The sequence below is a fragment of the Microbacterium sp. NPDC055455 genome, assembly GCF_053619935.1.
This window is the reverse complement of sequence record NZ_JBSHLB010000010.1, coordinates 13,027-37,209: the sequence shown is the minus strand read 5'-3', so window position 1 is coordinate 37,209 and position 24,183 is coordinate 13,027. Positions and strand designations below refer to the sequence as shown.

Genomic DNA, 24,183 nt, shown 5'->3' with positions numbered 1-24,183 from the left:
TCTCAGCGGGCGGCGATCGCGACCGACGTCGTCGCCAGGCCGTCCGCGGACGCGCTCACGGTGATGGGCTCGGTGCCGGTCGGGCGGACGACCGCGAGCGCGCGACCGTCGTGCAGCCGGTGCCGGGCATCGGCGAACGACTCCTCGGTGGACATCGCGGCGCTCCCGAGGCCCTGCAGCGACGCCGGCCCGTCGATGTGCACCTCCACCTCGACGTCGGCATCGGCTGCTCTGACACCCGCGGCGTCGACGAGCTCGATGACGACGAAGGCGAGGTCGCGCCCGTTCGACGCAAGGTCGCGCCCGTTCGCCGCGAGATCGCGCCCGTTCGACGCGAGGTCCGTCGGCTCGACGGTGAGCCTCAGCGCGCGGTCGGCACCCGCCGTCTGCAGCGCGAAGCTCTCGGCAGCGACGCCGTCGCGCAGCGCGACGGCTTCCAGCCGCCCGGGCGCGAATCCGACGCGGAACAGCGCGCGGAACCTGTTCTCGGCCCCGGCGGGCAGCCGGCCCACGGACCGACCGTCGAAAGCCGGTGATGTCGATGTCGCCCGAACCCGCGACCAGGAACGGGTACGCGCCGAGCGCGCCGCCGCCGGGCGGGTCGTCGGTGTAGTGCATGCGGCCGAGCCCGGGCTCTCCCAGGTAGTCCCAGCCCGTCCACGTGAAGTCCCCGATGACGTGGGGGTTCGCGCGGACGAGGGCCCACAGGCGATCGATCTGCGTCGGGAACGTCTCCGACCCGACGATGACGCGATGGGGGAAGAGCCGGCGATCGAGCTCGTATCGGCAGGACTGGTAGTTCATCCCCGCGATGTCGGGTGCGTCGTACGCCTCCTCGGTGAGCGCCGTGACCGCGTCGGTGACGCCCAGCGCGCTCATCCGGTCCTCGAGGCTCAGGGTGCGGCCGTTGATCTCCGCGACCGGGTCCATCGAGGCGCCGCCGAGGAGCGCGGGGTCCGGTTCGATCGCGCCGTCCATCACGAACAGGGCGCCGTTGACGGCGGCCGTGACGTACCGCGACGGGTCGAGGCGTCGTGCGGCGGCGGAGATGGTCCTGGACAGCTCCGCGCCGGTGCGCGTGGCAGCCTCGGGGATCTCGTTCCCGAGCGAGTAGATGACGACGCTCGGGTGGTTGCGATCCTTGGCGATCATCGCCTCCAGCTCGCGAGGCCACGTGTCGGCGAACCGATCGGCGCCGTCGTCGGGCGCTTTGGACCGTGTCCAGAAGTCGGTCAGCTCGTCCATGACGAGCATCCCCAGACGGTCGCAGGCGTCCAGCATCGCGCGGCTCATCGGCTGATGCGCGCTGCGGATCGCGTTGAACCCCGCCGACTTGAGGATGGCGACGCGGCGCTCCTCGGCGCGATCGAAGACGGCCGCGCCGATCACGCCGTTGTCCGCGTGGACGCAGGCGCCGCGCAGATCGACCGGTGCGCCGTTGATGCGCAGGCCCCGCGCCGCGTCGAGGTGGAGGGTGCGGATGCCGAAGGCCACCTGACTTCGATCCCGCTCGTGGTCGCCCGATCCGAGAGTCGAGTCGACGCGGTAAAGGTGCGGCGCCTCGGGCGACCACCGCAGCGGCGACATGACGAGGACGCGCTGACTCACCTCGATCGCGCGACGCGGCGGGACGGTGACGCGGGTGCGATCCACGCCGACGATCTGCCCTTCAGGATCGAGGATCGCCGTCTCCAGCCGCCGCACGACGGAGACCCGCTCGAGGTTGCGCACCGTCGTCACCACCTGCACCACCGAGGCCTCGGCGTCATGCTCGGGCGTCGTGACGACGATGCCGTCGAGGGGGATGTGCACGCGCGGCGCGACCGTCAGGTGCACCGGGCGGATGATGCCGCCGCCGGTGTACCACCGGGCGTCCCTGTTCGACCGCGCCTCCACGACGATCTCGTTGTCGGCTCCGTGGCGCAGGTGCGGATCGAGGTCGACGATGAACCCGGATGTGCCGGACGGATGCCGCGCCGCCGGCTCGCCGTTCACGAAGACCGCCGCCGAGCGGTACACGGACTCGAATTCGAGCGCCACGTGGCGGTCACGCCATTCCGCGGGCGCCGTGAGCCGGGTCCGGTACTCCCACGCACCCCCCGGGAAGTACCCGGTGGCCTGCAGTGACGAGTCGTCGATGCGGGCCGAGCCCGCCACGGCGTCATGGGGGAGCGCCACCGGGACGAACGCGGGCGGGTGATCGGTGAAGCGCTCCCGGTACTCCCACCCGCGGTCGAAGAGCTCACGTTGCATCCGGACATCCCGCCTCTCGGTTCGCCGTCACGCTAGCAGCGCGTCAGTATCCCGTAAAGATCTGACCTTTTGGCCAACCGTGCCGAACAGATGTGGCAAGATCACCCGAAGGCGCGCATTCACGCGGCCAAACGGCTCCGATAGATCTAATGAAATCGGAGGATTGCGAGCATGAAGGAACAGACGATGCCCACCATCACCGGCTTCCGCGTCCATGACGTGCGCTTCCCCACATCGCTGGACGCCGACGGCTCCGACGCCATGAACAAGGACGGCGACTACTCGGCGGCCTATGTCGTCCTGGAGACCGATGATGCTCTGCGGGGCTTCGGATTCACGTTCACCATCGGGCGCGGCAACGACCTGTGCGTGGAGGCCGCTCGCCAGCGCGCACTGCCGCTCGTCGGGCGCGACGTCGACGAGCTGCTCGACGACCTGGGTGCGACGTACCGGGAGCTCGCCTCCGACACGCAGCTGCGGTGGCTCGGCCCGGAGAAGGGCGTCGTGCATCTCGCGATGGCGGCGGTGATGAACGCGCTGTGGGACATGGCGGCGCGCCGCGCCGGCGTCCCCCTCTGGCGGCTCCTGGTCGAGATGAGCCCCGAGCAGCTCGTGGACGCGGCGGATCTGCGCTACCTGTCGGACGTCCTGACCCGCGACGAGGCGATCGCGATGCTGAGCGCCGCCGCCCCGCGTCGTCGCGAGCGCCTCGACGATCTGAGGGCTCGCGGCGGGTATCCCTGCTACACGACGAGCGCGGGCTGGCTCGGCTATTCCGACGACCGGCTGCGGTCGCTGCTGCGGACGGCGATGGACGAGGGCCATCGCCACTTCAAGCTCAAGGTCGGGGCCGACCTGGACGAGGATCGCCGTCGCCTCCGCATCGCCCGCGAGGTGATCGGCTGGGACGCCCACCTCATGATCGACGCCAACCAGGTATGGGACGTGCCGCAGGCGATCGAATGGGTCACCGCGCTGTCGGAGTTCCGGCCGCTGTGGATCGAAGAGCCGACGAGCCCCGACGACGTCCTCGGGCACGCGGCGATACGCAGAGCGGTCGCGCCGATCGGCGTCGCCACGGGCGAGCACGGCATGAACCGCGTGCTGTTCAAGCAGATGTTCCAGGCCGAGGCGATCGACTTCTGCCAGCTCGACTCCGCTCGGCTGGCCAGCGTGAACGAGATCCTGTCCGTCTACCTGATGGCCCACAAGTTCGGGGTGCCGGTCTGCCCGCACGCCGGTGGCGTCGGGCTGTGCGAGCTGGTGCAGCACCTCTCGGTCTTCGACTACGTCGCCCTCTCCGGATCCCTCGACAACCGCGTCACCGAATATGTCGATCACCTCCACGAGCACTTCGTCGACCCCGTGGTCGTCGCCCGCGGCCACTACCGGCTGCCCGCCGCGCCCGGCTACAGCGCGGAGCTGCGGGAGGAGTCGGTCGGGCGGTACCGCTTCCCCGACGGCGCGTACTGGCTCGAGCGCGCCGCCATGGAACCGCTGGCGGCTACTCGGTGACCTGATCCACCGGCGCCCCCGCCGCGGCGCCCGCCGCGGGGAGGGCGTCCACGGCGACCGGATGCTCCGCGGCGAACAGCTCGACGCCCAGCAGGTGCGCCGCCATGCGGATGCGCGCCCGTTCGGCGTCGCGTGTCCGCAGCGCGGCGAGGATCGCCCGGTGGTCGGCGTGGGCCTCGCCCACGGAGTCGCTCTCGGTGATGGCGCGCCACAGCCGGCCGCGCAGCGTCCGGGTCATGAGGCTGTCGATCAGTGCGGCCAGGGCCGGGTTGCCGCTGGCCTGCGCGATCCGACGATGGAACTCGGCATCCGCGTCGATGAAGGACTCGGGGCCGAGCTCGCCCGTGCTCAGTCCCTCCTCGATGCCGGAGAGGATGCGGTCGAGCTCGTCGAGATCCTGGTCGGAGAGCCGCACCGCCGCCAGGCCTGCGGACTCCGTCTCCAGGACGCGTCGTACGGCGAGGAGATCGACCGCCTGCGTCGCCTCCTGCAGGCCCGCCCAGAACTCCAGGGGGCGCAGCAGCGACCCGGGGTCAAGCTGCGTGACGTAGGTCCCGTCACCCTGCCTGGTCTCGAGCACGCCCAGCGCGGCGAGCGACCGCACCGCCTCGCGCAGCGACCCTCGCGACACGCCCCAGCGCGCGGCGAGCTCCTTCTCGATGGGGAGGCGATCACCCGCGCGCAGCTCACCCGACGCGATCATGCGCTTGACGATCGCGATCACGTGGTCGGAGCGGGAGCCGGTGCTCGCTGGGGTGTCGTCGACGCCGTTCGCCACGCGAGCAGTCTATGCCGCACAGACTCTGCCGCCGCGTGCCACAGGCCCGAGAAACGGCGACAGGGAGCAGAAAGATTGAATCAATCTCGCGCCGAAGCCCCCGGAACGGCCGCCGTTTACAACGTTGACATGAAATCATCTGATGATTATGGTGAAGCAATGCCTGCGACGATGCGGATGGGAATGGCCGGATGATGCGCTGCGAGCTGCCGCGATCCACCCGCGCCGCCGTGCCCGATGCGGTGACTGAGTGCGCCCGTCACGGAGTGCGCGCATGGTGACGCCGCCCGGGGGCGTCGGTCTCGACGTCGGAGGCGTGACCCGCAAGGTGCGCGAGCGGGGCGGCTCACGCGGCATCCGTGGTATCCAGCGGAGCTTCCGCCGCCACTGGCAGCTGTACCTGCTGATCCTGATCCCGCTGGCGTACTTCGTGGTCTTCAAGTACATCCCGATGGCGAACACCGTCATCGCCTTCAAGGACTACAACGTCGTAGACGGCGTCTGGGGCAGCGACTGGGTCGGGGTGAAGCACTTCGAGCGCTTCTTCTCGAACCCGATCTTCTGGCCGGTGCTGGGCAACACCTTCCTGCTGTCGGCGTACGTCGTGCTCGCCAGCTTCCCCGTCCCGATCATCCTCGCGCTGGCGCTGAACGAGGTGCGGCTGAAGTTCTTCCGGAACACCGTCCAGATGGTGACCTACGCGCCGTACTTCATCTCGACGGTCGTCGTGGTGTCGATGACGATCCTCTTCCTCTCGCCGCGGGTCGGCCTCGCCGGAGACGTCACGAACTTCTTCGGGCTGGGCACCATCGACTTTCTCAGCGATCCCGACTACTTCCGGCACATCTATGTGCTCAGCGACATCTGGCAGACGATGGGCTACTCGGCGGTGATCTATCTCGCGGCACTGGCGGGGATCGATCCGACGCTCTACGAGGCGGCGAAGGTCGACGGCGCCAGCCGGTGGCAGAAGATCCGCCACGTCGACATCCCCGGCATCCTCCCCACCGCGATGATCATCCTCGTGCTGGGCGTCGGCAACGTCATGGCGATCGGGTTCGAGAAGGCGTTCCTCTTCCAGAACAGCCTCAACATCTCTCAGTCGGAGATCATCCCGACCTACACCTACAAGGTCGGCCTGCTCAACGCCGACTTCAGCCAGGCCGCAGCGATCGGCCTGTTCAACGGCGCCATCAACCTCGTGCTGCTGCTGGCGGTCAACGCCGGGGTCAAGAGACTGACGGGAAACGGACTGTGGTGAGCTCGACACTGATCCAGAACGACACCGACGCCGAGAGCCCGCGCGGGCGCGCCCCGCGCGAGGTCGGGCGCCCGCGGCGCATCAAGGAGACGACCACCGATCGCGTCTTCATGGTCGGGGTCTACATCCTGCTGACGACGTTCCTGCTGTGCGTGCTGCTGCCGCTGCTGTACATCCTCGCCAGCTCCTTCAGCGATCCGCTGGCGGTGTCGTCGGGTCGTGTCACGTTCTGGCCCATCGACTTCACCCTCGAGGGCTACCAGCGGGCGCTGAGCGACAGCTCGATCCTGACCGGCTTCACCAACTCGCTGATCTATACGCTGGCCGGAACCGCCATCAGCCTCGTGCTGACCGTCGCGATCGCCTACCCGCTGTCGCGTCGGGACTTCTGGGGGCGCCGCGGGATCACGCTGTTCGTCGTCTTCACGATGCTGTTCGCCGGCGGGATCATCCCCACGTACCTCGTGGTGCAGAACCTGGGGATGCTCGACACCCGGTGGGCGCTCATCCTCCCGCAGGCCATCGGGGTGTGGCAGGTCATCATCGCCGTCGCGTTCTTCCGCACCTCGATCCCGGAGGAGCTCTACGAAGCGGCCCAGCTGGACGGCGCCAGCGATCTGCGCTTCCTCTTCTCCACAGTGCTGCCGCTGTCCAAGCCGCTGCTGGCGGTGATCGCGCTCATGTACGCGATCTTCCAGTGGAACTCGTACTTCGACGCGCTGCTCTATCTGCGAGACCCGAGCCTGTATCCCCTGCAGCTGGTGCTGCGCAACGTGCTGATCCTCAATCAGGCGGCGCCGGGGATGGATGCCGCGGCCGCCCTCGAGCGGCAGCAGCTGGCCGACCTCCTCAAGTACTCCCTGATCGTCATCTCGACCGTTCCCGTGATGCTCGTCTACCCGTTCGTCGCGCGCTTCTTCAACAAGGGCATCCTCGTCGGCGCCGTCAAGGGCTGACGACGAGACCCGGCGGAGCCGACCGCACCCGCAGAGCCGGAGAGATCCGTCCCCTACAGAAAGGCAAGATCGTGTTCAGACAACCGTTGTCCGGCCGCAGCCGGAACCGCAGCCGTGCGATGACGGTCTCCGCCGTCATCGCCACGATGGGCCTCGCGCTCGTCGGCTGCACGGCCGATGCCGCGGACGACCAGAAGGTCATCACCATCTTCGGCGAGCAGGGTGGCCAGATGGACCTCAACACCAACTCCTTCACGAAGCTGCTGGAGGAGGAGTTCGACGTCGACATCGACTTCCAGACCACGGGGTACGACTCGGGCGCGGCCACCGAGGCCCGGCAGATCTCCCTCGCCGGCGGCGAGCTGCCCGAGGCGTACATGCTCGTGCCGTGGGCGTCGCAGTTCACGCAGGCCGAGCTGCAGCGCTACGGCGAGCAGGGGCTGATCCTTCCGCTGAACGACCTCATCGATGAGCACGCGCCTCACATCGCCGAGGCGCTCGATGCCGAGCCCGGCTTCGAGACCCTGGCCACCGCGCCCGACGGGACGATCTGGGGGCTTCCGCAGTGGAACGACTGCTACCACTGCTCCTACCCGTACAAGTTCTGGATCAACACCGTCTGGCTCGACAACCTGGGCCTCGCCATGCCGACGACGCCCGACGAGTTCTTCGACGTCATGGTGGCGTTCAAGACGCAGGACCCCAACGGCAACGGCGTCGCCGACGAGATCCCCATCACGGGAAGCGCGCAGTGGTCGATCGTGCCGTACATCATGAACGCGTTCATCTCGAACTCGTTCAACACGGGGGCGGGCGCGAACAGCCAGCCCATCTCGCTCGGCCTGGACGGGGACACCGTGCAGATGCAGACCATGCAGGACGGATGGCGTGAGGGCGTGAAGTTCCTCAACCGTCTCTGGGACGCCGGCGTGATCGATCCTGCGGCCTTCTCGCAGGGCGGTGACACGATGCAGGCCACCGGCAACTCCGCGGAGGCGGTCGTGGTGGGCGGCTTCACCGCCATCCACCCCGGCATCGGCGTGAGCATCGGTCAAGAGGACGGGCGCGACAACCAGTACAACCCGCTGCCGCCGCTCGAGGGAGCGGAAGGCCCGATCACGACGTATCAGCTGCCCAGCGTGCCCGGCGCGACCTTCGTGGTCACCAAGGCCGCCGATGAGGCGGAGCAGAAGATCATCATGGAGATGATGGACTACATCTTCACTCCCGAGGGCCACGTCAGGGCCCAGCAGGGTGAGGAGGGGATCGGATGGCGCGCCCCGGAGGAAGGCGAGATCGCTCTCGACCCGGAGCTGGAGCCCAGTTTCGTCGATCTTCCGCTGGATGAGGAGAACGAGGCGGACTACAACGGCAACTGGGGCCCGATGGCCCAGGTGTTCGACACCGAGGAGTTCCGCAACGCCCAGGTGCAGCCGATGGACATCTACACGCAGGAGGGCTTCGAGCGCCGCCTCTTCCAGGCGACCGAGCTCTACGAGGGCAAGGAATCCGACGCGATCTTCCCGTACTGGAACCTGTGGGTCCCCGTCGAGGAGGCCAACGAGCTGTCCACGCTGACGACCAACATCGAGAGCAACGTGGCGACGTCGACGGCGGAGTTCATCACGGGCGTTCGCGATCCCGAGAGCGACGCCGATTGGGATGCCTACCTGCAGGGGCTGCAGGGACTCGGCGTCGACCGCTATGTCGAGATCTGGCAGGCGGCGTACGACGCCAGCTGAGCGACGGCTTCCGGGGCGGGGTGCGTGAGCGCCCCGCCTCGATGCCGCCCGCCTACCAAGAGAGGAACCGCGATGGGATCGCGCATCGTCCGCTGGCGCCCGGGTGCCGTGGAGCTGGACCTGGATCTCGGGCCCGATGGCCCGCCGACGGTCTCGCGGCTGGCCCTGGCCGGTGACTCCGGGGCGCCGGCGCCCGCTGCGGCGCTGCCGATCGCGGAGGTGCATGTGAACGCGGAAGGCTCCGGCGTGGCATCGTCGGAGCGACTCATGGGCAGCGCGGTCGGGCTGCGCCTGCGTGCGGTCGAGCACCGCTCGTGGAGCGAGGCCGGCGTCTCGCACCTCGAGGTGAGCGCCCGGGACGCGGTGTCGGATGTCCTGGTCATCGCCCGCTGGTCGAGCTGGCCCGACCTCCCTGTCGTCCGCGCCGAGACCGAAGTCGTCGCCGGAGATCACGCCGTCGATCTGCGAGCGGTGTCGTCGGTCGCCCTGGGCGGCATCTCCGCGCCCGGTTCGCAGTGGTGGCTGGATCACGAGGTCGGATTCGCGCACAACACGTGGTTCCGCGAGATGGCCTGGCAGCGACGCACGCCGGCGGAGCTGGGACTCGACGACACGGGCCTGCGGACGTGGGGCCTGCCCACCTCCCGCGCCTCCTTCGCCGTGGCGCAGCGGGGCAGCTGGTCCACCGGCGGCCACCTGCCGATGGGAATGCTCCGATCGCGCGTGGAGCCGCGCTCTGTGCTGTGGCAGATCGAGCACAACGGGCCGTGGCGATGGGAGATCGGAGACCACGGCGATGCGCTCTACGTCGTGGCGAGCGGACCCACGGATCAGGGTGCGGCGTGGATGCGGCGACTCGAGCCCGGGCGCCGGTTCCGCTCCGTCCCCGCGATGCTCGTGCTGGGCGGCGACGACGACGACCTCTTCGGCGCGCTGACGGAGGCGCGGCGCCGGGTGCGTCGCCCCCACCCCGATCATGACGGGCTCCCGGTCATCGTCAACGACTTCATGAACGCCCTCATGGGCGATCCCACCGCGGAGAACCTCCCGCCGTTCATCGACGCCGCCGCCGCGGCCGGAGCCGAGGTCTACTGCATCGACTCGGGCTGGTACGCCGAGGGCGAGCGATGGTGGAACGAGCTCGGCGTGTGGCGTCCGTCGTCCCGCCGATTCCCCGAGGGGCTCGAGGCGATGACGAGGCGCATCCGCGACAGGGGCATGGTGCCGGGGCTGTGGCTCGAGCCGGAGGTCGTCTCGGTCGGCAGCCCGGTCGCCGAGCTGCTGCCGCCAGAGGCGTTCTTCCAGCGCGACGGGCGCCGGGTCGTCGAGTCCGGCCGGCTGCAGCTGGATCTCCGGCATCCGTCCGCTCGGGCGCACCTCGACGACGCCGTCGAGCGGCTGATCGCTGATCTCGGACTGGGCTATCTCAAGTTCGACTACAACATGGACGTCACCCAGGGCACCGACGTGCGGGCGGACAGCCCCGGCGATGGCGCGCTCGGCCATCAGCAGGCCCTGCTGGAGTGGGTGAGCGAGCTCATGGACCGGCACCCCGGGCTGGTGATCGAGAGCTGCGCGAGCGGCGGGCAGCGGATGGACGGCGCGACGCTGCGGGTGCATCCCGTCCAGTCCACCAGCGACAACCAGGACCCCTTGATGACCGCCGCCATCGCGGCGGCGGCCCCCACGACGGTGACACCCGAGCAGGGTGCGGTGTGGGCGTACCCCGACCCGTCGTGGTCCGACGAGCGCATCGCCTTCTCGCTCGCCAGCGCGCTCCTCGGTCGCATGCACCTGGCCGGCCGCATCGACCGGCTGTCACCGGAGCAGATGCGGCTCGTGCAGGAGGCGACCTCGGCCTATCGCAGCATCCGGCACCGCATCGCGGGAGCGCGGCCCTTCTGGCCGCTCGGTCTGCCCGGCTGGCACGATCCGGTCGTCGCGGTGGGCCTGCGCGACGCCGACGGGGACCTCCTCACGGTCTGGCGCCGCTCCGGTCCTGCCCGCGTCCGTGTGCCGCTGGCCGCTCACGCGGGCGCGGGTCTCACGGTCGAGGCGGTGTTCCCCACCAGTCTGGAGACGAGCGCGCAGTGGGACGCGGATGCCGGCGAGCTGACACTGGACCTGCCTGAAGAGCCGGCGGCCCGCACTCTGCGGTTGCGGGTGGCCGACGCGTCCTGAGGCGGACGCGGCGCGCGTGCCTAGGCAGCAGGCAGACCCCGCTCCCGCGCCCGCTGCGGCGGGACCGGCGGCGGGGGAGCGTCGAGCGCCCGCAGCATCCGCTCCAGCGTCTCGCGCAGCTCCTCGCGCGCGGGCGACGCGAGGTCGGTCGTGTACTCCACGCCTGCGGGGATCCACGACAGCCCGTACATGGTCTCGCGGAAGTCGCCGCCGCCCACCGGCCACCGCGTGCGGCCGTCGCCCTCATCCGAGGCGCCCTGACCCCATTGGCCGAAGTACTCGCGCATCGTCTCCAGCGGCAGCTCCATCACGGCATCCGCCTCGACGGCCTGGCGCACCCACGAGCGCGCCACGAAGATGAACTCCTCGATCTGCTCGGGCGTCAGCGGCTTGGGCTCGAACAGCACGCGCGTGTGCTCGACCGACGCCAGCCGGTCCACGCGGAAGGTGCGCCAGTCGTCCTTCTCGAGGTCCCAGCACAGCAGGTACCAGTGCCGGTCGGCGGGGGCGAGGGCGTGCGGCTCGACGCGGCGTCTCGTGACCTCGCCCGACGCAGCGGTGTACGTGAACCGCACGCGCTCGTGGTCGCGCGTCGCCAGCGCGAGTTCGCCGAGCACCTCGCCCGACACTGCGGCGCCCGAGTTGATCCCGGCCGGCTGCACCGCCTCGGCGAGGGCCGTCACCCGCCGGCGCAGGGGAGCGGGGAGCACCTGCTCGAGCTTCGCGAGCGCCGTGATGGTCGTCTCGGCACCGCTCACGAGTCGCTGGGATGCCGCGACCCGCAGCCCGATCGCCATCGCCACCGCCTCCTCGTCGGTGAGCAGCAGCGGCGGCACGGCGCTGCCCGCCTCGAGCCGGTACCCGCCGGCGGCACCCGGCGTGGACTCGATGCGGTAGCCCAGCTCGCGCAGGCGCTCCACGTCGCGGCGCACGGTGCGCTCGGTCACGCCGAGCCGTTCCGCCAGCTCCGGTCCCGGCCAGTGACGGTGCGTCTGCAGCAGGTTGAGCAGCGAGAGGGCTCGTGTCGTCGTATCGGACATGGGTCAACACTGCCGCACATCGCGGACTGTATGTGTCCGCAATGGCTTCTAGCGTGGACGGCATGGCGAACGAATCGATCATCGAGGCGCAGGGACTGACCAAGCGCTTCACCGTGAAAGGCAAGACCGTCGAGGCCGTCACCGACCTCACCTTCGACGTCGCACGCGGCGAGCTCGTGGCATTCCTGGGGCCGAACGGCGCCGGTAAGTCGACGAGCCTGCGCATGCTCACCACCCTCATCCCGCCGACATCGGGCACGGCGCGGGTCGTCGGCTTCGACATCCTCACGCGGCCCGCCGACGTGCGCGCACGCATCGGCTACGTCGGGCAGCTCACCAGCGGCAGCTTCTCGCAGCGGGCTCGCGACGAGCTGCTGAGCCAGGGCGCGTTCTACGGCATGTCGAAGGCGGCGGCGCGGCAGCGGGCCGACGAGCTCATCGACTCGCTCGACCTCGCGCCCTTCGCGACGCGGTCGGTGCAGCAGCTGTCGGGCGGGCAGAAGCGCCGCCTCGACGTCGCGCTCGGTCTCATGCACGCCCCGCCGCTCCTCTTCCTCGACGAGCCGTCGACCGGGCTCGACCCGCAGAGCCGCGCGAACCTGTGGCAGCACATCCTCGAGCTGCGCCGCAGCCACGGCACCACGGTGTTCCTCACGACGCACTACCTCGAGGAGGCCGACCGCTACGCGGAGCGGGTCATGGTGATGGACAAGGGCCGCGTCATCGCCGACGACACCGCGTCGCGCCTCAAGGCCGAGCTCGCGGGCGACCTGCTCACCCTCGGCTTCGCTTCGGAGACGGATGCCGCAGCCGCCGTCCCTGTCGTGCAGCGGCTCACCGACCGCGAGGTGCGGCGGGAGGGGGCATCCGTCACCGTCACGGCACCGGAGGGCGACGCGCTGCTGCCCTCGGCCGTCCGCGAGCTCGACGCCGCCGGAGTCGCCGTCCGCACGGCCACGGGCGTCCCGCCGACGCTGGACGACGTCTTCCTCGCCCTGACCGGACGCACCCTGCGCGAAGCCGGCGAGGGCGGCACCGACACCGAAGAGACCGATCAGGCGACGGATGCCCCGACCGAGGCCGCCGGATCGAGTGGGCGCTCTGCGCCCCTATCGAGATCAGCCATCACCGCCGACGTGGCGGCCGAGAAGACAGGAGCACGGCGATGACCACCGAGATCCAGACGCGTCCCGACACCGCGGTGCGGGCGAATCCCGCGCGCGACACGTGGAACGTCCTCACGCGCGAGCTGAAGCCTGTCGTGCGCGACCCGTTCACGCTCATCTTCAGCCTGGTGCAGCCGCTGGTGTTCCTCGGGCTGTTCGCGCCGCTGCTCGTCGGATCGTCGGGCGCGCCGGTCGGGGAGACTCTGCAGTGGTTCGTGCCGGGCGTGCTCGTGATGATCGTGCTGTTCGGCACCGGGGCGACCGGCTCGAACCTGCAGTACGAGATGATGACGGGCTCGCACGAGCGCACGCTCGTCGCTCCGCTCGCGCGGTCGTCGCTGCTCGTCGGCCGGGCACTCAAGGAGATCGCGCCGATCGTCGTGCAGGCGCTGATCATCGTGCTCATCGCCTGGCCGTTCGGCTTCACGATCAACGTGCCGGGCCTCGTCGTCGGCCTGCTCCTGCTGGCGGTGTTCGGCGTCGGCCTCGGCGCGCTGTCGTACACCCTGGCCCTGAAGACGAAGGACCGGGAGTGGCTCTTCTGGGGGGTGCAGCAGACTCTCATCTTCCCGCTGCTCATCCTGTCGGGCATGCTGCTGCCACTCGACGAAGGCCCGGCGTGGATGCGCGCGGTGGCGAACGTCAACCCGATCAACTGGGTGGTTCAGGCTGAGCGCGCGCTCTTCGCCGGCGACCTCGGCGCGCTCGCGGTGCTGTGGGGATGGGTCGCGGCGATCCTGCTGGCGCTCGTCGGGCTGGCGGTCGGCATCCGCGCGATGCGCAGGAGCAGCTGACGACGATGACGGATGCCGCCTACGTGCCTGGTAGGCGGCATCCGTCACAGACCGCTCTCAGAGAGCGTGCTGCGTGAGCCACTCGCGGAGCACGCCGAGGAATCGCTCCGGGTGCTCGACGCTCGGCAGGTGCGCGGCATCCGGGAACACGTGGAGCGATGCGTCGGGGATCGTGGCCGACAGATGCTCGGCCTGTGCTCGCGCGACGCTGATGTCGTGCTCGCCGACGATGACGAGGGTCGGGATGCCGATGTCGGCGAGCCGCCCGTACGCGCGGGGCTCGAGCGGCCGAGGGCGAGGCTCGTCGTCGAGCAGCGGTATGTTGGCGCGGCCGAGCTCGCGGACGCGCTGGAGGAACGCCGCGTCCAGCGCGGCGGGCTCACGCGTGGGACCGGCGGCCCAGAACTCGGCCTCGAGGTCGACGTACGTCGCCCAGTCTCCTGCCCCTTCCGCGGCGTCGATGGCGTCGAGAAGAGAGTCCTCGCGTGGGGTCAGCGGTGTCTCAGGGAATCCGCTCGGCCCGGCGCCGATCGTCACAAGCCCGCGCACGCGGTCGGGGAACTCCACCGCTGTGTCGATGGCGACTCCGCCGCCGTACGACGCGCCGACGAGCGTCGCGCGGCCGACGCCCGCTGCGTCGAGGACGGCCATAGCGTCCGCGCGATTGGAGTACTCGACGTCATCGGACCGTGTGCGCCCGAACCAGCGGAGGTCGTACCGGATCACGCGGTGATCCCGTGCGAGATCGTCCCACTGGGGATCCCACATGTCGGCGGTCGCGATGCCGGCATGCAGCAGCAGAAGCGCCGGAGCGCCGTCGGGGCCGGCGGCCTCCCAATGGATGCGGGCTCCGTCGTGTTCGAGAATCGGCATGCCGACACGCTAGCGGGCCGTCGCCCGGGAGGCACGGGTCGACCGACTCGAGGTGCGTCAGACCGGCGCGGCCTCGGTGGGGGCGACGGCGACGACGCGATCGCCGCCGGCCAGCTTCGCCTCGTACATGGCGTGGTCGGCGGCACGGATGAGCTGATCCATGACGGGCGCCCCGTCGTTGCCGACCGTGACCACGCCGACGCTCGCCGTGATGGACAGGATCGGGGGCAGCTCCGGGTACGGCTCGGCCACCGCGGCGCGGATGCGATCGGCGAGCGCAGCGGCGTCGTCGAGGTTGTCGACCGCGGCGACCGCGATGAACTCGTCGCCGCCGAACCGCCCGAGCACGTCCGACTCCCGGATGACGCCGCGCAGCCGCTGCCCGATCTCACGCAGCAGTGCGTCTCCGGTGGCATGGCCGAGCAGATCGTTCACCGCCTTGAAGCCGTCGAGGTCGATGAAGATCACCGTGAGGACGGAGTAGCCGTGCAGCAGCGTGCGCGTGACGTCCTCTTCGATGAGGCGCCGGTTCGGCAGTCCCGTCACCTCGTCGTGCATGGCTGCGCGGCGCAGCGTCTCTTCGAGACGGATCCGGGCGATCGCCTGAGCCGCCTGGTTCGACAGCGCTTCGGCGAGCGGGACGGCTTCCTCGTCGAACTCCCGGGGATGGTCGAAGTAGCAGATCAACGACCCGACCGCGTCGCCGTGGGAGCGCATCGGCGACGCGATCGCCGCGTGCACGCCGGCGGCGCGGAAGATGTCGCTCATGCCGGCACCGGGAACGTGGCGGTCCGCCTCCTCGGCGGAGCGCACGAGCAGCACCTCGCCGGCCAGCAGGGTCACCGTTCCCGTCGGCCGCAGACCGGCCGGCCAGTGCGCGGAGAACGGGTTCACGCCGGCCGCGTGGACGAGTCCGTCCCCGTCACTGATATGCACGCTGACGGCGCTTGCGGCGAACGCCCGCTGCGCGACATCGACCAGCAGCTCCGCCGCGTCCGTCTCGGTCCGGACGTTGCCGAACCCGACCGCCGCGTTGAGCAGGATCTGAAGGCGCTGGCGGCCCCGTTCGGTCTTGGCCTCCGCGCCACGGAACCCGAGAGTGAACGCCGACCGCGCAGACACGTCGTACACCGCGATGCGTTCGGCGCCGCACTCGTCCTCGCCGAGGGAGCCGACCACTACGGGGCGCACGACACCCGACACGCCGTGCAGGGTGGCGTCGGTCGGACGCTGCCCGTCTGCGCCCGACAGCGGCATCCGCAGCGTCAGCAGGGCTTCGAGCGGCCGCCCGATCACTTCGTCGCGGTCGCAGCTGAGCCAGGCCAGCAGCTGAGGATTGGCGTCGAGGATCCTGGAGTCCCGATCGACGGCGATGAGCCCGCAGGCCGCCAGGCCTAACACGGGGGGCCCGAGTCGTCGTGGGGCGGAAGGACGGGGCATCCGAGCACACCGCTGATGAAGATCATGATGGCCTCCTGAGGCGTGCTCCGAATGGCGGGTGGTGGGCGAGATGACCGGCGACGCGGTGTCTCTTCCAGGTCGAGCCTACACCGATACTTCGGAAACTTAGATAAATATTCTAAATGTTAGAAATCTGAGCTACTGTGGTGCACAACAGCGATCGCGGAGGAATGGGCGTCATGGCGACGGAGACCACGGGGCTGACACTCGGACAAGCGCTGCGCCAGTACGTCGACGCACGCAACGCGGCGCTGATCACGGCGCGTGCCAGCCTGGGGATCAGTGACATCGATGCTCGGGCTCTCCTGTTCGTCGTGGGCAATCCCGGAACCCGGCCGACGGTACTGCGCGAGTATCTCGGGATCACCTCGGCCGGCGTGACGACGTTGATCGACCGGCTCGTCGACCGCTCTCTCGTGCGGCGCGACGTCGACCCGGCCGACAGGCGGGTCAACCGCATCACGGCGACCATCGACATCGCCGAGGATCCGTGGTCGGTCCTCAACCGGTTCGACGACGACTTCGACATCGCGGTGGCCGCCGCCGACACGAGACTGGTCGGCGACTCGGCCGCCCTGCTGCACGCGCTCACCACGGCTACGGTGAGCACCCGCCACTGACGCGCGCGCTGCGACGCAGCTCAGGGTCGGTCGTGACCCTGATAGGCCTGCGACTTCGCCTCGAGGAACGCGCAGAGATCTGCGACGGCCTCCAGCTCGGCGGACAGGTTGCGCAGCCCGTCCGGGTCGAGGACGACGCTCTCTTCCCGGGGCTCCATCGTCGCGACCCATCGGGAGGCGTCCTGTGCGACCGGCTGGATGAACACCCCGGTCGGGGCGTGATCGAGCCGGAAGACCACGAGGCCCGTGTTCGCCCCGCCGTCGCCGTCCTGCACCATCACGCGCGCGGAATCGCCGAGCGGCTTGCCCAGCGCCCGGTACTCGGCGAGCCAGGACTCCAACGTCTCCAGATTCCGAAACGCCATCGCCATCCTCCTGCTGCGTCTGCGATGAGTATAGAGACCCGGGCGGGCGCGGACTGTAGCCGATCGTCGCGCCGTGCGGCCCAGCTTGCGACCTCGAAGCGGAACGGGTGGACTGGACGGATGCCGACCACCGAAGACCTCGCCGACGATCTGACGACTGCGATCCACGGTGATGAGATCTTCGCCGTCTACCAGCCGCAGGTATCGCTGGAGAGCGGGTCGGTCGTGGCTGCGGAGGTGCTGTGCCGGTGGAGGCACCCGCGCCTCGGCGACATCGATCCCGGAACGATGATCGACGCCGCTGAGAGCACCGGCGCGATCCACGCACTCGGACGGAGGATGCTCGACGAAGGCCTCGGCACGCAGGCCGGGTGGCTCGCGACAGGCCGCGACTGGGCGGTCACCGTCAACGTCTCGCCGCGGCAGTTCGACGACGAATCCTTCGCCCGTCACGTCGCCGGCGAGGCGACGCGACGCGCCCTTCGCCCCGGCTCGCTCGTGCTCGAGCTCACCGAGGACGTGCAGCCGGTCGAGGAGAGCGCCGTGCTGCCGCAGCTGCGCATGCTCCGTGACGTCGGCGTGGAGATCTCCCTGGCCGGGTACGGCGCCGGCGCCGTGTCGCTCGAGCGGGTCCGACGCCTGCCGCTCAGCGAGGTCAAGCTTCCCGGGCATCTGGTGCGGGCCGCAGAGCCGAGCGCCCTGGCCTCGCTGCGCGACGAGGTCCGGAGTGCGCACGCGCAGGGGCTGAGGGTCGTCGCCGAGGGGATCGAGACCCTCACCCACCTCGAAGTCGCGAGGCACCTGGGCTGCGATCGCGCGCAGGGCTTCCTCATCCGTCAGCCGCACTCCGAGATCGCGTTCCCGTAAAGAGGCCCGCCCGAGGCGGAGTAGCGTTGTCGCATGACGGCGACACGGCGAGGCATCCTCGCCGTCGTCACCGCAGTGATCCTCCTCGCTCTCGGTCTCGCGGTCGGAGTCGTCGTGGGCGACGCGCTCGGGATCCGCACCGAGCCGGCGACCCAGATGCAGCCGGCCGAAGCCACGGTCGCCGACGTCGCCGACCCCGTCGCGCCGCCGGAGTTCACGACGATCGATGCTCCGGACACCGAGCGGATGCGCGTCGCGGTGGCCGAGCTGACGGATGCCGTGGACTCCGCGTCTGCACGGGAGGGCGAGGCGTCGCTGACGGTCACGCTCCTGCCCACGTTCGTCGCCGAGACGGGTGACGGCTACACCCTCGAGGGGGAGGCAACCGGGCTGCGGATCAGCGCGACCTCCGAAGCAGGGGCCGTGCGCGGCATCTACGACCTCGCCGCCCAGGTGCGCGCCGCGCTGCCGGTGCAGGACCTCGTCGGCAGCCACGAGACCTCCCGTCTCCCGCTGCGGATGACCGACCTCGGCGCCGTCGGCGTCCTTCCCGACCCGGCGCAGTGGCAGTCCGGCGACGACTACTCGCACGCGTCGGAGGCGTTCGCCGACGTGCTCCAGCCGGAGGCGCCGTACATCGACGAGGCGGCGCTCGCGGTGGCGTACGACGACTTCGACGCCTTCCTGCGGCACTCGCTCGCGAACGGGTTCAACGCCGTCGCGTTCCCCGGGTTCGTCGAGTTCGTCACATTCGACGGCGTCCCCGGCGGCCCCGTCTACCCCGAGGGCGACGACCACCGCGACAAGGCCCTCGCGCTGGTCGAGGCGTTCTCGCCGTTCTGGGAGCGCGCCGACGAGCTCGGCGTGAAGGTGTTCCTGCGCACCGACATGCTCGCACTGACGGGCCCGCTCGAGCAGTACCTCACCGACCGCTTCGGCTCGCTCGAGACCGAGAACCCCGAGCTGTGGGACGTCTACGCCGCGGGCCTGGACGAACTGTACGCCGCCGCGCCCGCGCTGGACGGCGTGCTCGTGCGCATCGGCGAGGCGGGCCCCGTCTACGACGTCGAGGGCTGGGACTACTACTCCGCCCTCGAAGTCACCACGGTCGACGCCGTGCGGGCGATGCTCGAGACGTTCTCGGCGCAGGCGGAGGCATCCGATCGCGAAGTCGTCTTCCGCACGTGGTCGGTGGGCGTGGGCGCCGTCGGCGACATGCACACGAACGCCGAGTCGTACGAGGCGGTGCTGGGCGGGCTCGACTCGCCGGCGCTCATCGTGTCGACGAAGTACACGCTGGGCGACTTCTACACGTGGCTCCCGCTCAACGACACCCTCGAGCACGGCTCGCAGCGGCGGATCGTGGAGTTCCAGAGCCGGCGCGAGTTCGAGAACTTCGGCGCCTTCCCCAACGATCTCGGCACCGAGTACCAGGCCGCGCTTCAGCAGCTCCTCGAGGCGAACGACCGGATCGAGGGCATCTGGGTGTGGACGCAGGACGGCGGCCCGTGGCGCGCCGGCCCGATGACGCTGTATCTCAAGGCCGGCTTCTGGCAGCTGTACGAGCTGAACACGCAGGTGGCGGCATCCCTCGCCCGCGATCCCGACGCCGACGTCGCCGCGGTGACCGCCGCGTGGGCGCGGGAGTGGTTCTCGGAGGATCCCGCGACCGTCGAGGCGATCGCCGAGGCGATGACCGCGTCGCGCGACGCCATCGCGCAGGGCATGTACATCGAGCCGTTCGCGAAGCAGCGGGTGTTCGCGATCGGGCTCGAGCCGCCGCCCATGATGTGGATCTTCGAGTGGGACATCCTCACCGGCGACTCCGCGGTGCTCGACGTGCTGTACGCGATCGTGCGCGACAGCGCGGCCGAGCCCGCTGCCGGGGTCGAGGCCGCCGTCTCCGGCGGCGAGCGGGCGATCGCGGCGGTCGAGCGCATGCGCGACACCGTGACGGCGACGGATGCCGCGACCTGGCGTTCGCCCGAGATCCGCGAGGCGTTCCTCTCGACGCTGGACTACGAGCTCGACACCCTCCGGCTGCTCGCGGCCTACCGCGCGATGATCCTGCACCAGGGGCAGTGGCACGACACGCTCTCGCCCGACGCCTACGCCGCGTGGGACGCCGATCGCGCCGAGTTCGAGGAGCTCGCCGCGGCCCACCTCGACCGGTACGAGGGCGACATCGACCACCCCGCGTTCAACCTCACCGCGGCGCAGCTCGGAGTGGAGCGCGCCGAGCGGGACGCGACCATGGCGTGGCTCGCGCGCGGGCTGCTCGTGCTCGCGGCGGCCTGGGTCGTGATCGGCATGCTCGCGGCGCGCACGCGCCTGGTCGCCAAGCCCGGCGCCGCCGCCGCGCGGGCGACGTGGATCGCCTCGACCCGCCCGTGGCGGGCCCGCGAGTCGACGCTGGGCATGCTCGAGCTCGACCGCTGGCTGCTGCTGGTCGTGCCGGTCGCGCTCCTCGTCGCGACGCGGGCGGTGCAGACGTCGTTCCTGTCGTGGACGCACCTCGCCGTCATCATCGGGGCGTGGGCGGTATTCGCGCTGGTGCTCCGCCTCTTCGTCTGGAACCGCTCGCCGTGGCCCGTCATCGCCGCCGTCGGCGGGGTGGTGATGCTCCGCTGCATCGTCACGCTCTTCGCGCTGTCGTTCACCGGCCCCGGCGGTTACTGGTTCGCGTTCTGGACCGACCCGGTGCTGCGCACCCTCTACATCGCCGTCGCGTTCGCGCTCTTCGTCTGGGTGTTCGTCGCGGCCGGCTGGGCGCTCGCGGCCCAGGTGCGGGCGCGGCGCGCGACCGGGGCGGTGCTCGCCGCGGTCGGCGCCGGGCTGCTGGGGCCGTCGGCCGTCGTGGGGCTCGTCGGCCTCGAGGCGGCGCTCACGCTGTGGAACGACGAGCTCGGTCTGCTGCCGTGGGGCCTCGCGCGGATCCTCGGCATCACGACCTACCTCGAGATCCCGGATGCCACGCCCTGGGCGGCCGCGGCCGTCGGCCTCATCCTCCTCGTGGCGGGTTCGCTGCTGGCGCTGCCGTGGCGCCGGCGAACGGCATCCGTCCCCTGAGCCGGGCACTCGGCCGCGTTTCGTATCCTGGTCCCTCGTGTAACGGTTGGGAGAAAATTCCGATCGGGAGATGACATGCGGTTGTTTCTTCCATAGTGTGGTTTCGGCCGGAAGGTCCACGCACAAGGGAGTTCTCATGAGGAAGCGCATCTTGCCCATCGCCGTGTTGGGTGTGGCAGTACTCGGCATCACCGCCTGCAGCGGTGGTGGCGGCGGAGACGACTCGGGCTCGAGCTCGGGCGAAGGAAAGACGCTCGACGTCTGGATCATGCAGGGAACGAACCCCGACGCCGAGCCGTTCTTCGACGAGGTGGCCGAGGCGTTCGAGGAGGAGACCGGCGCCACGCTCAACGTCGAGTTCGTGCAGTGGGCCGACGCCCACGACCGGTTCGTCACATCGATCGCGGGCGGCACGACGCCCGACGTCGCCGAGACCGGCACGACGTGGACGGCGGAGTTCGCCGACGCCGGCGCACTCGCGCCGATCGGGGAGTACGTGAGCGAGGCGGGCCTGGACGACGACCTCGTCGAGGGGCTCGTGAAGGCGGGCACCTACGAGGACGAGCTCTACGGCATGCCGTGGTACGCCGGCGTCCGTTCGCTGGTCTACCGCACGGATGTCTTCGAGGAGCTGGGTCTCGAGGCCCCCACCGACTGGGCCGAGCTGCGCGAGGCGGCTCTGGCCATCAAGGCGGCCAAGCCGGACATGACCGCCATCGCGGTTCCCGGTGACGCGGAGTTCACGGTCTACCCGTGGGTCTGGGGCGCCGGCGGCGAGGTGGCCACCGAGGACGGCGGCGAGTGGACGAGCGAGCTGGATTCCGCCGAGTCGATCGAGGGCCTCGAGTTCTGGACGGGCCTGGCCACGCAGGACGACCTGTCGTCGGCGGGCGCGACCACCTGGAAGGAGACCGACGTGCTGGACGGCTTCGCCGCGGGCACGGTCGGCATGGGCGTCATGGGCTCGTGGACGCCGTCGGCGATCGTCGAGAAGAACCCCGACATGGAGGGGAAGTTCGCCGCCATCCCGATCCCGGCCGAAGACGGCGGCATCGCCCCGTCCGTTCTGGGCGGCTCGCACCTCAGCGTCTTCGAGACCGCGGACGACAAGGACCTCGCGTTCGCGTTCGTCGAGCTCATGACCACCGGCGAGTTCGCCGAGAAGTGGGGCGCGCAGAGCGGCTACTTCCCGGGCCAGACCTCGCTCCTGGAGGAGACCATCGCCAACGCCGACCCCATGGTCGTGCCGTTCGCGACGCAGATGGTCGAGGGCGGCGCATCGCTCCCCGTCACGCCGACCTTCGGCGCCGTGCAGGCGAAGAAGACGACCAGCGCCATGATGCAGGCGATCCTGTCGGGTCAGAAGGACGTCGAGACGGCGGCGACGGATGCCGCGGCCGAGATGACCGCGACGCTCAACGGGCAGTAAGTGACCGACGCATGGCCTTCATGACCCAGGCGCCGGCGGCGGAGGAGCGCACCTCCTCCGCCGCCGGCGCGACGGTCGCGACGGGAGGATCCCGCCGTCGCCCGATCGACCGCCTCCGGCCCTGGATGCTCCTCGCGCCCGCGCTCATCGTGCTCGCGGGGCTCCTCCTCTGGCCCCTCATCCGGGTCGTCCTCTTCTCGTTACAGGACTACGGCCTGCGCGAGATCGTCTCGGGCGAGCCGAACTTCATCGGCGCCGACAACTACGTCGAGGCGCTGACCAGCCCGACGCTGTGGACCGTCGTTCTGCCGAACACGGTCGGCTTCGCCGCGCTCGCCGTCTTCGGCACCGTCGCCTTCGGCACGCTGGTCGCGCTGCTGCTGCAGTCGCTCGGCTCCTTCTGGCGCACCGTCGTGGCGAGCGCCATCATGGCGGCCTGGGCGATGCCCGCCGTCACCGGCACCTACGTGTGGGTGTGGATCTTCGACGCCGACCGCGGCATCGTGAACCAGCTGCTGATGCAGCTCGGGCTCATGGCCGAGCCCTACAACTGGTTCACCAACCGCTGGTCGTTCTACGCCATCGTGCTGCTGAACGTCATCCACCACGGCTTCCCGTTCGTGGCCGTCACGGTGCTCGCGGGGCTCCTCGGGGTGCCGAAGGAGACGCTGGAGGCGGCATCCCTCGACGGCGCCGGCGCGTGGCGCCGCTTCTGGAGCATCACGTTCCCGCAGTTGAACCAGGTGTTCGCGGTCGTCATCATCCTGTCGACCATCTGGGACTTCAAGGTCTTCGCGCAGGTGTACCTCATGCCCGGCGGCGCCGGATCCAACCGCGAGGTGCTGAACCTCGGGGTGTGGTCGTACGTCGAGTCGTTCGGACAGAACCGCTACGGCTTCGGCTCGGCGATCGCCGTGCTGCTCACGCTCCTGCTGCTCGTCATCACCGTCGTGTACGTGCGGCGCCTGCTCAAGGAGGACCAGCTGTGACCCGGCCCTCGCTCGCGCGACGCACCCTGAAGGGCGTCGCGGTCTTCCTCCTCCTCGTCTTCACGCTCTTCCCGACGTACTGGATGCTCGTCAGCGCGGTCGACGAGAACCCTTCCGGCGGTGCCGAGCTGGTGCCCCGTCAGTTCACTCTCGACCACTTCGTCTACGTGCTCACCGACGGCGGCTTCGCCACGTTCCTGCGCAACTCCGCGGTCGTCGCGCTCGTCGTCGTGCTGGCGTCGGGGCTGCTCGGCCTCCTCGCGTCGATCGCCGTCGCGCGCTTCCGGTTCCGGCTGCGCACCCAGATCGTCATGATGATCCTCATCGTGCAGATGGTGCCGCTCGAGGCGCTCGTCATCCCGCTGTTCGTGCAGGTGCGCGACCTGCAGCTGCTGGGCACGCTCCTCGGTCTCATCGTCGTGTACACCGCCCTCGCCCTGCCCTTCGGGATCTGGATGCTGCGCGGCTTCGTCGCGGCCGTCCCGGTCGAGCTCGAAGAGGCGGCGTACATCGACGGCGCGTCGTGGTGGCGCATGTTCCGGTCGGTGCTGCTGCCGCTGGTCGCGCCGGGCCTGGTGGCCACGAGCGTGTTCGCCTTCATCACCGCGTGGAACGAGTTCATCTTCGCCATGACTCTCCTCGGTGGCGTGACCGAGAACTACACCGTCTCGATCGGTCTGCGGCAGTTCTTCGGCCTGCACTCCAACGACTGGGGCTCGGTCATGGCGGCGTCGACCATCATCACGATCCCCGTCATGGTGTTCTTCATCATCGTGCAGCGGCGCCTGTCCAGCGGCTTGGTGGCCGGGGCGGTGAAGGGCTGA

19 protein-coding genes and 1 pseudogene are annotated in these 24,183 nt (G+C 70.0%); 13 read left to right on the top strand and 7 right to left on the bottom strand.

From position 1 onward, the window contains the following. Window positions 1-2: 2 nt before the first annotated feature. The gene (locus ACWGUG_RS17960; protein ID WP_452325474.1) at window positions 3-512 is read right to left on the bottom strand and encodes a hypothetical protein; all 510 of its coding nucleotides are present in this window, start codon (window positions 510-512) and stop codon (window positions 3-5) included. Between the two features lie 496 nt (window positions 513-1,008). Continuing rightward, window positions 1,009-2,253, bottom strand: a pseudogene (locus ACWGUG_RS17955) (glycoside hydrolase family 2 protein); the annotation flags it as partial. A 186-nt stretch (window positions 2,254-2,439) separates the two neighbouring features. Here ACWGUG_RS17955 and ACWGUG_RS17950 point away from each other — a divergent pair. Further along, on the top strand, window positions 2,440-3,768 hold the full coding sequence (locus ACWGUG_RS17950; RefSeq protein WP_452325473.1) for an enolase C-terminal domain-like protein: 1,329 nt from the start codon (window positions 2,440-2,442) through the stop codon (window positions 3,766-3,768). Here the strand turns inward: ACWGUG_RS17950 and ACWGUG_RS17945 are convergent. After that, window positions 3,758-4,546 carry a FadR/GntR family transcriptional regulator gene (locus ACWGUG_RS17945; protein ID WP_336398249.1) on the bottom strand — a complete coding sequence of 263 codons (789 nt, stop codon included), beginning with the start codon at window positions 4,544-4,546 and terminating at the stop codon, window positions 3,758-3,760. The two genes, ACWGUG_RS17950 and ACWGUG_RS17945, sit on opposite strands and share 11 nt — an antisense overlap. Before the next feature lie 274 nt (window positions 4,547-4,820). Here ACWGUG_RS17945 and ACWGUG_RS17940 point away from each other — a divergent pair, with 274 nt between their 5' ends. The 4 genes from ACWGUG_RS17940 to ACWGUG_RS17925 all read left to right on the top strand — a co-directional run bounded on the left by ACWGUG_RS17940 (window position 4,821) and on the right by ACWGUG_RS17925 (window position 10,686). Next, window positions 4,821-5,807, top strand: coding sequence for an ABC transporter permease (locus ACWGUG_RS17940; RefSeq protein WP_452325426.1), 987 nt, complete (start codon window positions 4,821-4,823; stop codon window positions 5,805-5,807). Further along, window positions 5,804-6,763, top strand: a complete 960-nt coding sequence (locus ACWGUG_RS17935) for a carbohydrate ABC transporter permease (RefSeq protein ID WP_378885279.1) — start codon at window positions 5,804-5,806, stop codon at window positions 6,761-6,763. The genes ACWGUG_RS17940 and ACWGUG_RS17935 overlap by 4 nt, the downstream gene beginning before the upstream one ends. A gap of 119 nt (window positions 6,764-6,882) precedes the next feature. After that, window positions 6,883-8,505: an ABC transporter substrate-binding protein gene (locus ACWGUG_RS17930; protein ID WP_452325425.1), complete on the top strand. Its 1,623-nt coding sequence runs from the start codon at window positions 6,883-6,885 to the stop codon at window positions 8,503-8,505. Between the two features lie 72 nt (window positions 8,506-8,577). Then, complete coding sequence (locus tag ACWGUG_RS17925) at window positions 8,578-10,686, top strand: glycoside hydrolase family 36 protein (protein ID WP_452325424.1); 2,109 nt, start codon at window positions 8,578-8,580, stop codon at window positions 10,684-10,686. A 20-nt stretch (window positions 10,687-10,706) separates the two neighbouring features. On the opposite strand, the gene ACWGUG_RS17920 is transcribed toward ACWGUG_RS17925, so the two are convergent. Beyond that, window positions 10,707-11,726: a helix-turn-helix transcriptional regulator gene (locus ACWGUG_RS17920; RefSeq protein ID WP_336398254.1), complete on the bottom strand. Its 1,020-nt coding sequence runs from the start codon at window positions 11,724-11,726 to the stop codon at window positions 10,707-10,709. A gap of 62 nt (window positions 11,727-11,788) precedes the next feature. Between ACWGUG_RS17920 and ACWGUG_RS17915 the strand changes: the two genes are divergently transcribed. Continuing rightward, on the top strand, window positions 11,789-12,895 hold the full coding sequence (locus tag ACWGUG_RS17915; protein WP_452325423.1) for an ABC transporter ATP-binding protein: 1,107 nt from the start codon (window positions 11,789-11,791) through the stop codon (window positions 12,893-12,895). After that, complete coding sequence (locus tag ACWGUG_RS17910; RefSeq protein ID WP_452325422.1) at window positions 12,892-13,686, top strand: ABC transporter permease; 795 nt, start codon at window positions 12,892-12,894, stop codon at window positions 13,684-13,686. Before ACWGUG_RS17915 ends, ACWGUG_RS17910 begins: the two co-directional genes overlap by 4 nt. Window positions 13,687-13,743: 57 nt before the next feature. On the opposite strand, the gene ACWGUG_RS17905 is transcribed toward ACWGUG_RS17910, so the two are convergent. Both ACWGUG_RS17905 and ACWGUG_RS17900 read right to left on the bottom strand, forming a co-directional pair. Next, the gene (locus ACWGUG_RS17905) at window positions 13,744-14,559 is read right to left on the bottom strand and encodes an alpha/beta fold hydrolase (RefSeq protein ID WP_452325421.1); all 816 of its coding nucleotides are present in this window, start codon (window positions 14,557-14,559) and stop codon (window positions 13,744-13,746) included. Window positions 14,560-14,616: 57 nt separating this feature from the next. After that, a complete protein-coding gene (locus ACWGUG_RS17900) occupies window positions 14,617-15,960 on the bottom strand; it encodes a diguanylate cyclase (RefSeq protein WP_452325420.1) in 1,344 nt (447 codons plus the stop codon). A 239-nt stretch (window positions 15,961-16,199) separates the two neighbouring features. On the opposite strand from ACWGUG_RS17900, the gene ACWGUG_RS17895 reads away from it, so the two are divergent. Continuing rightward, entirely contained in the window at window positions 16,200-16,640 is a 441-nt protein-coding gene (locus ACWGUG_RS17895; protein WP_452325419.1) for a MarR family winged helix-turn-helix transcriptional regulator, read from the top strand. Between the two features lie 20 nt (window positions 16,641-16,660). Here the strand turns inward: ACWGUG_RS17895 and ACWGUG_RS17890 are convergent, their stop codons facing one another. Next, window positions 16,661-17,005: a protein-L-isoaspartate carboxylmethyltransferase gene (locus ACWGUG_RS17890; protein ID WP_452325418.1), complete on the bottom strand. Its 345-nt coding sequence runs from the start codon at window positions 17,003-17,005 to the stop codon at window positions 16,661-16,663. Between the two features lie 120 nt (window positions 17,006-17,125). On the opposite strand from ACWGUG_RS17890, the gene ACWGUG_RS17885 reads away from it, so the two are divergent. The 5 genes from ACWGUG_RS17885 to ACWGUG_RS17865 all read left to right on the top strand — a co-directional run bounded on the left by ACWGUG_RS17885 (window position 17,126) and on the right by ACWGUG_RS17865 (window position 24,183). Beyond that, window positions 17,126-17,872: an EAL domain-containing protein gene (locus ACWGUG_RS17885; protein WP_452325417.1), complete on the top strand. Its 747-nt coding sequence runs from the start codon at window positions 17,126-17,128 to the stop codon at window positions 17,870-17,872. A gap of 33 nt (window positions 17,873-17,905) precedes the next feature. Further along, window positions 17,906-20,941 carry a hypothetical protein gene (locus ACWGUG_RS17880; RefSeq protein ID WP_452325416.1) on the top strand — a complete coding sequence of 1,012 codons (3,036 nt, stop codon included), beginning with the start codon at window positions 17,906-17,908 and terminating at the stop codon, window positions 20,939-20,941. A 136-nt stretch (window positions 20,942-21,077) separates the two neighbouring features. Beyond that, the gene (locus tag ACWGUG_RS17875; protein ID WP_336398259.1) at window positions 21,078-22,370 is read left to right on the top strand and encodes a sugar ABC transporter substrate-binding protein; all 1,293 of its coding nucleotides are present in this window, start codon (window positions 21,078-21,080) and stop codon (window positions 22,368-22,370) included. Between the two features lie 11 nt (window positions 22,371-22,381). Beyond that, window positions 22,382-23,359 (top strand): carbohydrate ABC transporter permease, encoded by a 978-nt coding sequence (locus tag ACWGUG_RS17870; protein WP_452325415.1) that lies wholly within the window; start codon window positions 22,382-22,384, stop codon window positions 23,357-23,359. Beyond that, a complete protein-coding gene (locus tag ACWGUG_RS17865) occupies window positions 23,356-24,183 on the top strand; it encodes a carbohydrate ABC transporter permease (RefSeq protein WP_452325414.1) in 828 nt (275 codons plus the stop codon). Before ACWGUG_RS17870 ends, ACWGUG_RS17865 begins: the two co-directional genes overlap by 4 nt.

Bases quoted from the DNA above. Each gene is read 5' to 3' on its own strand.
- ACWGUG_RS17950 (WP_452325473.1), top strand. From the start codon at position 2,440: ATGCCCACCATCACCGGCTTCCGCGTCCATGACGTGCGCTTCCCCACA.
- ACWGUG_RS17940 (WP_452325426.1), top strand. From the start codon at position 4,821: ATGGTGACGCCGCCCGGGGGCGTCGGTCTCGACGTCGGAGGCGTGACC.
- ACWGUG_RS17930 (WP_452325425.1), top strand. From the start codon at position 6,883: ATGACGGTCTCCGCCGTCATCGCCACGATGGGCCTCGCGCTCGTCGGC.
- ACWGUG_RS17925 (WP_452325424.1), top strand. From the start codon at position 8,578: ATGGGATCGCGCATCGTCCGCTGGCGCCCGGGTGCCGTGGAGCTGGAC.
- ACWGUG_RS17920 (WP_336398254.1), bottom strand. From the start codon at position 11,726: ATGTCCGATACGACGACACGAGCCCTCTCGCTGCTCAACCTGCTGCAG.
- ACWGUG_RS17915 (WP_452325423.1), top strand. From the start codon at position 11,789: ATGGCGAACGAATCGATCATCGAGGCGCAGGGACTGACCAAGCGCTTC.
- ACWGUG_RS17910 (WP_452325422.1), top strand. From the start codon at position 12,892: ATGACCACCGAGATCCAGACGCGTCCCGACACCGCGGTGCGGGCGAAT.
- ACWGUG_RS17905 (WP_452325421.1), bottom strand. From the start codon at position 14,559: ATGCCGATTCTCGAACACGACGGAGCCCGCATCCATTGGGAGGCCGCC.
- ACWGUG_RS17895 (WP_452325419.1), top strand. From the start codon at position 16,200: ATGGCGACGGAGACCACGGGGCTGACACTCGGACAAGCGCTGCGCCAG.
- ACWGUG_RS17890 (WP_452325418.1), bottom strand. From the start codon at position 17,005: ATGGCGTTTCGGAATCTGGAGACGTTGGAGTCCTGGCTCGCCGAGTAC.
- ACWGUG_RS17885 (WP_452325417.1), top strand. From the start codon at position 17,126: ATGCCGACCACCGAAGACCTCGCCGACGATCTGACGACTGCGATCCAC.
- ACWGUG_RS17880 (WP_452325416.1), top strand. From the start codon at position 17,906: ATGACGGCGACACGGCGAGGCATCCTCGCCGTCGTCACCGCAGTGATC.
- ACWGUG_RS17875 (WP_336398259.1), top strand. From the start codon at position 21,078: ATGAGGAAGCGCATCTTGCCCATCGCCGTGTTGGGTGTGGCAGTACTC.
- ACWGUG_RS17870 (WP_452325415.1), top strand. From the start codon at position 22,382: ATGGCCTTCATGACCCAGGCGCCGGCGGCGGAGGAGCGCACCTCCTCC.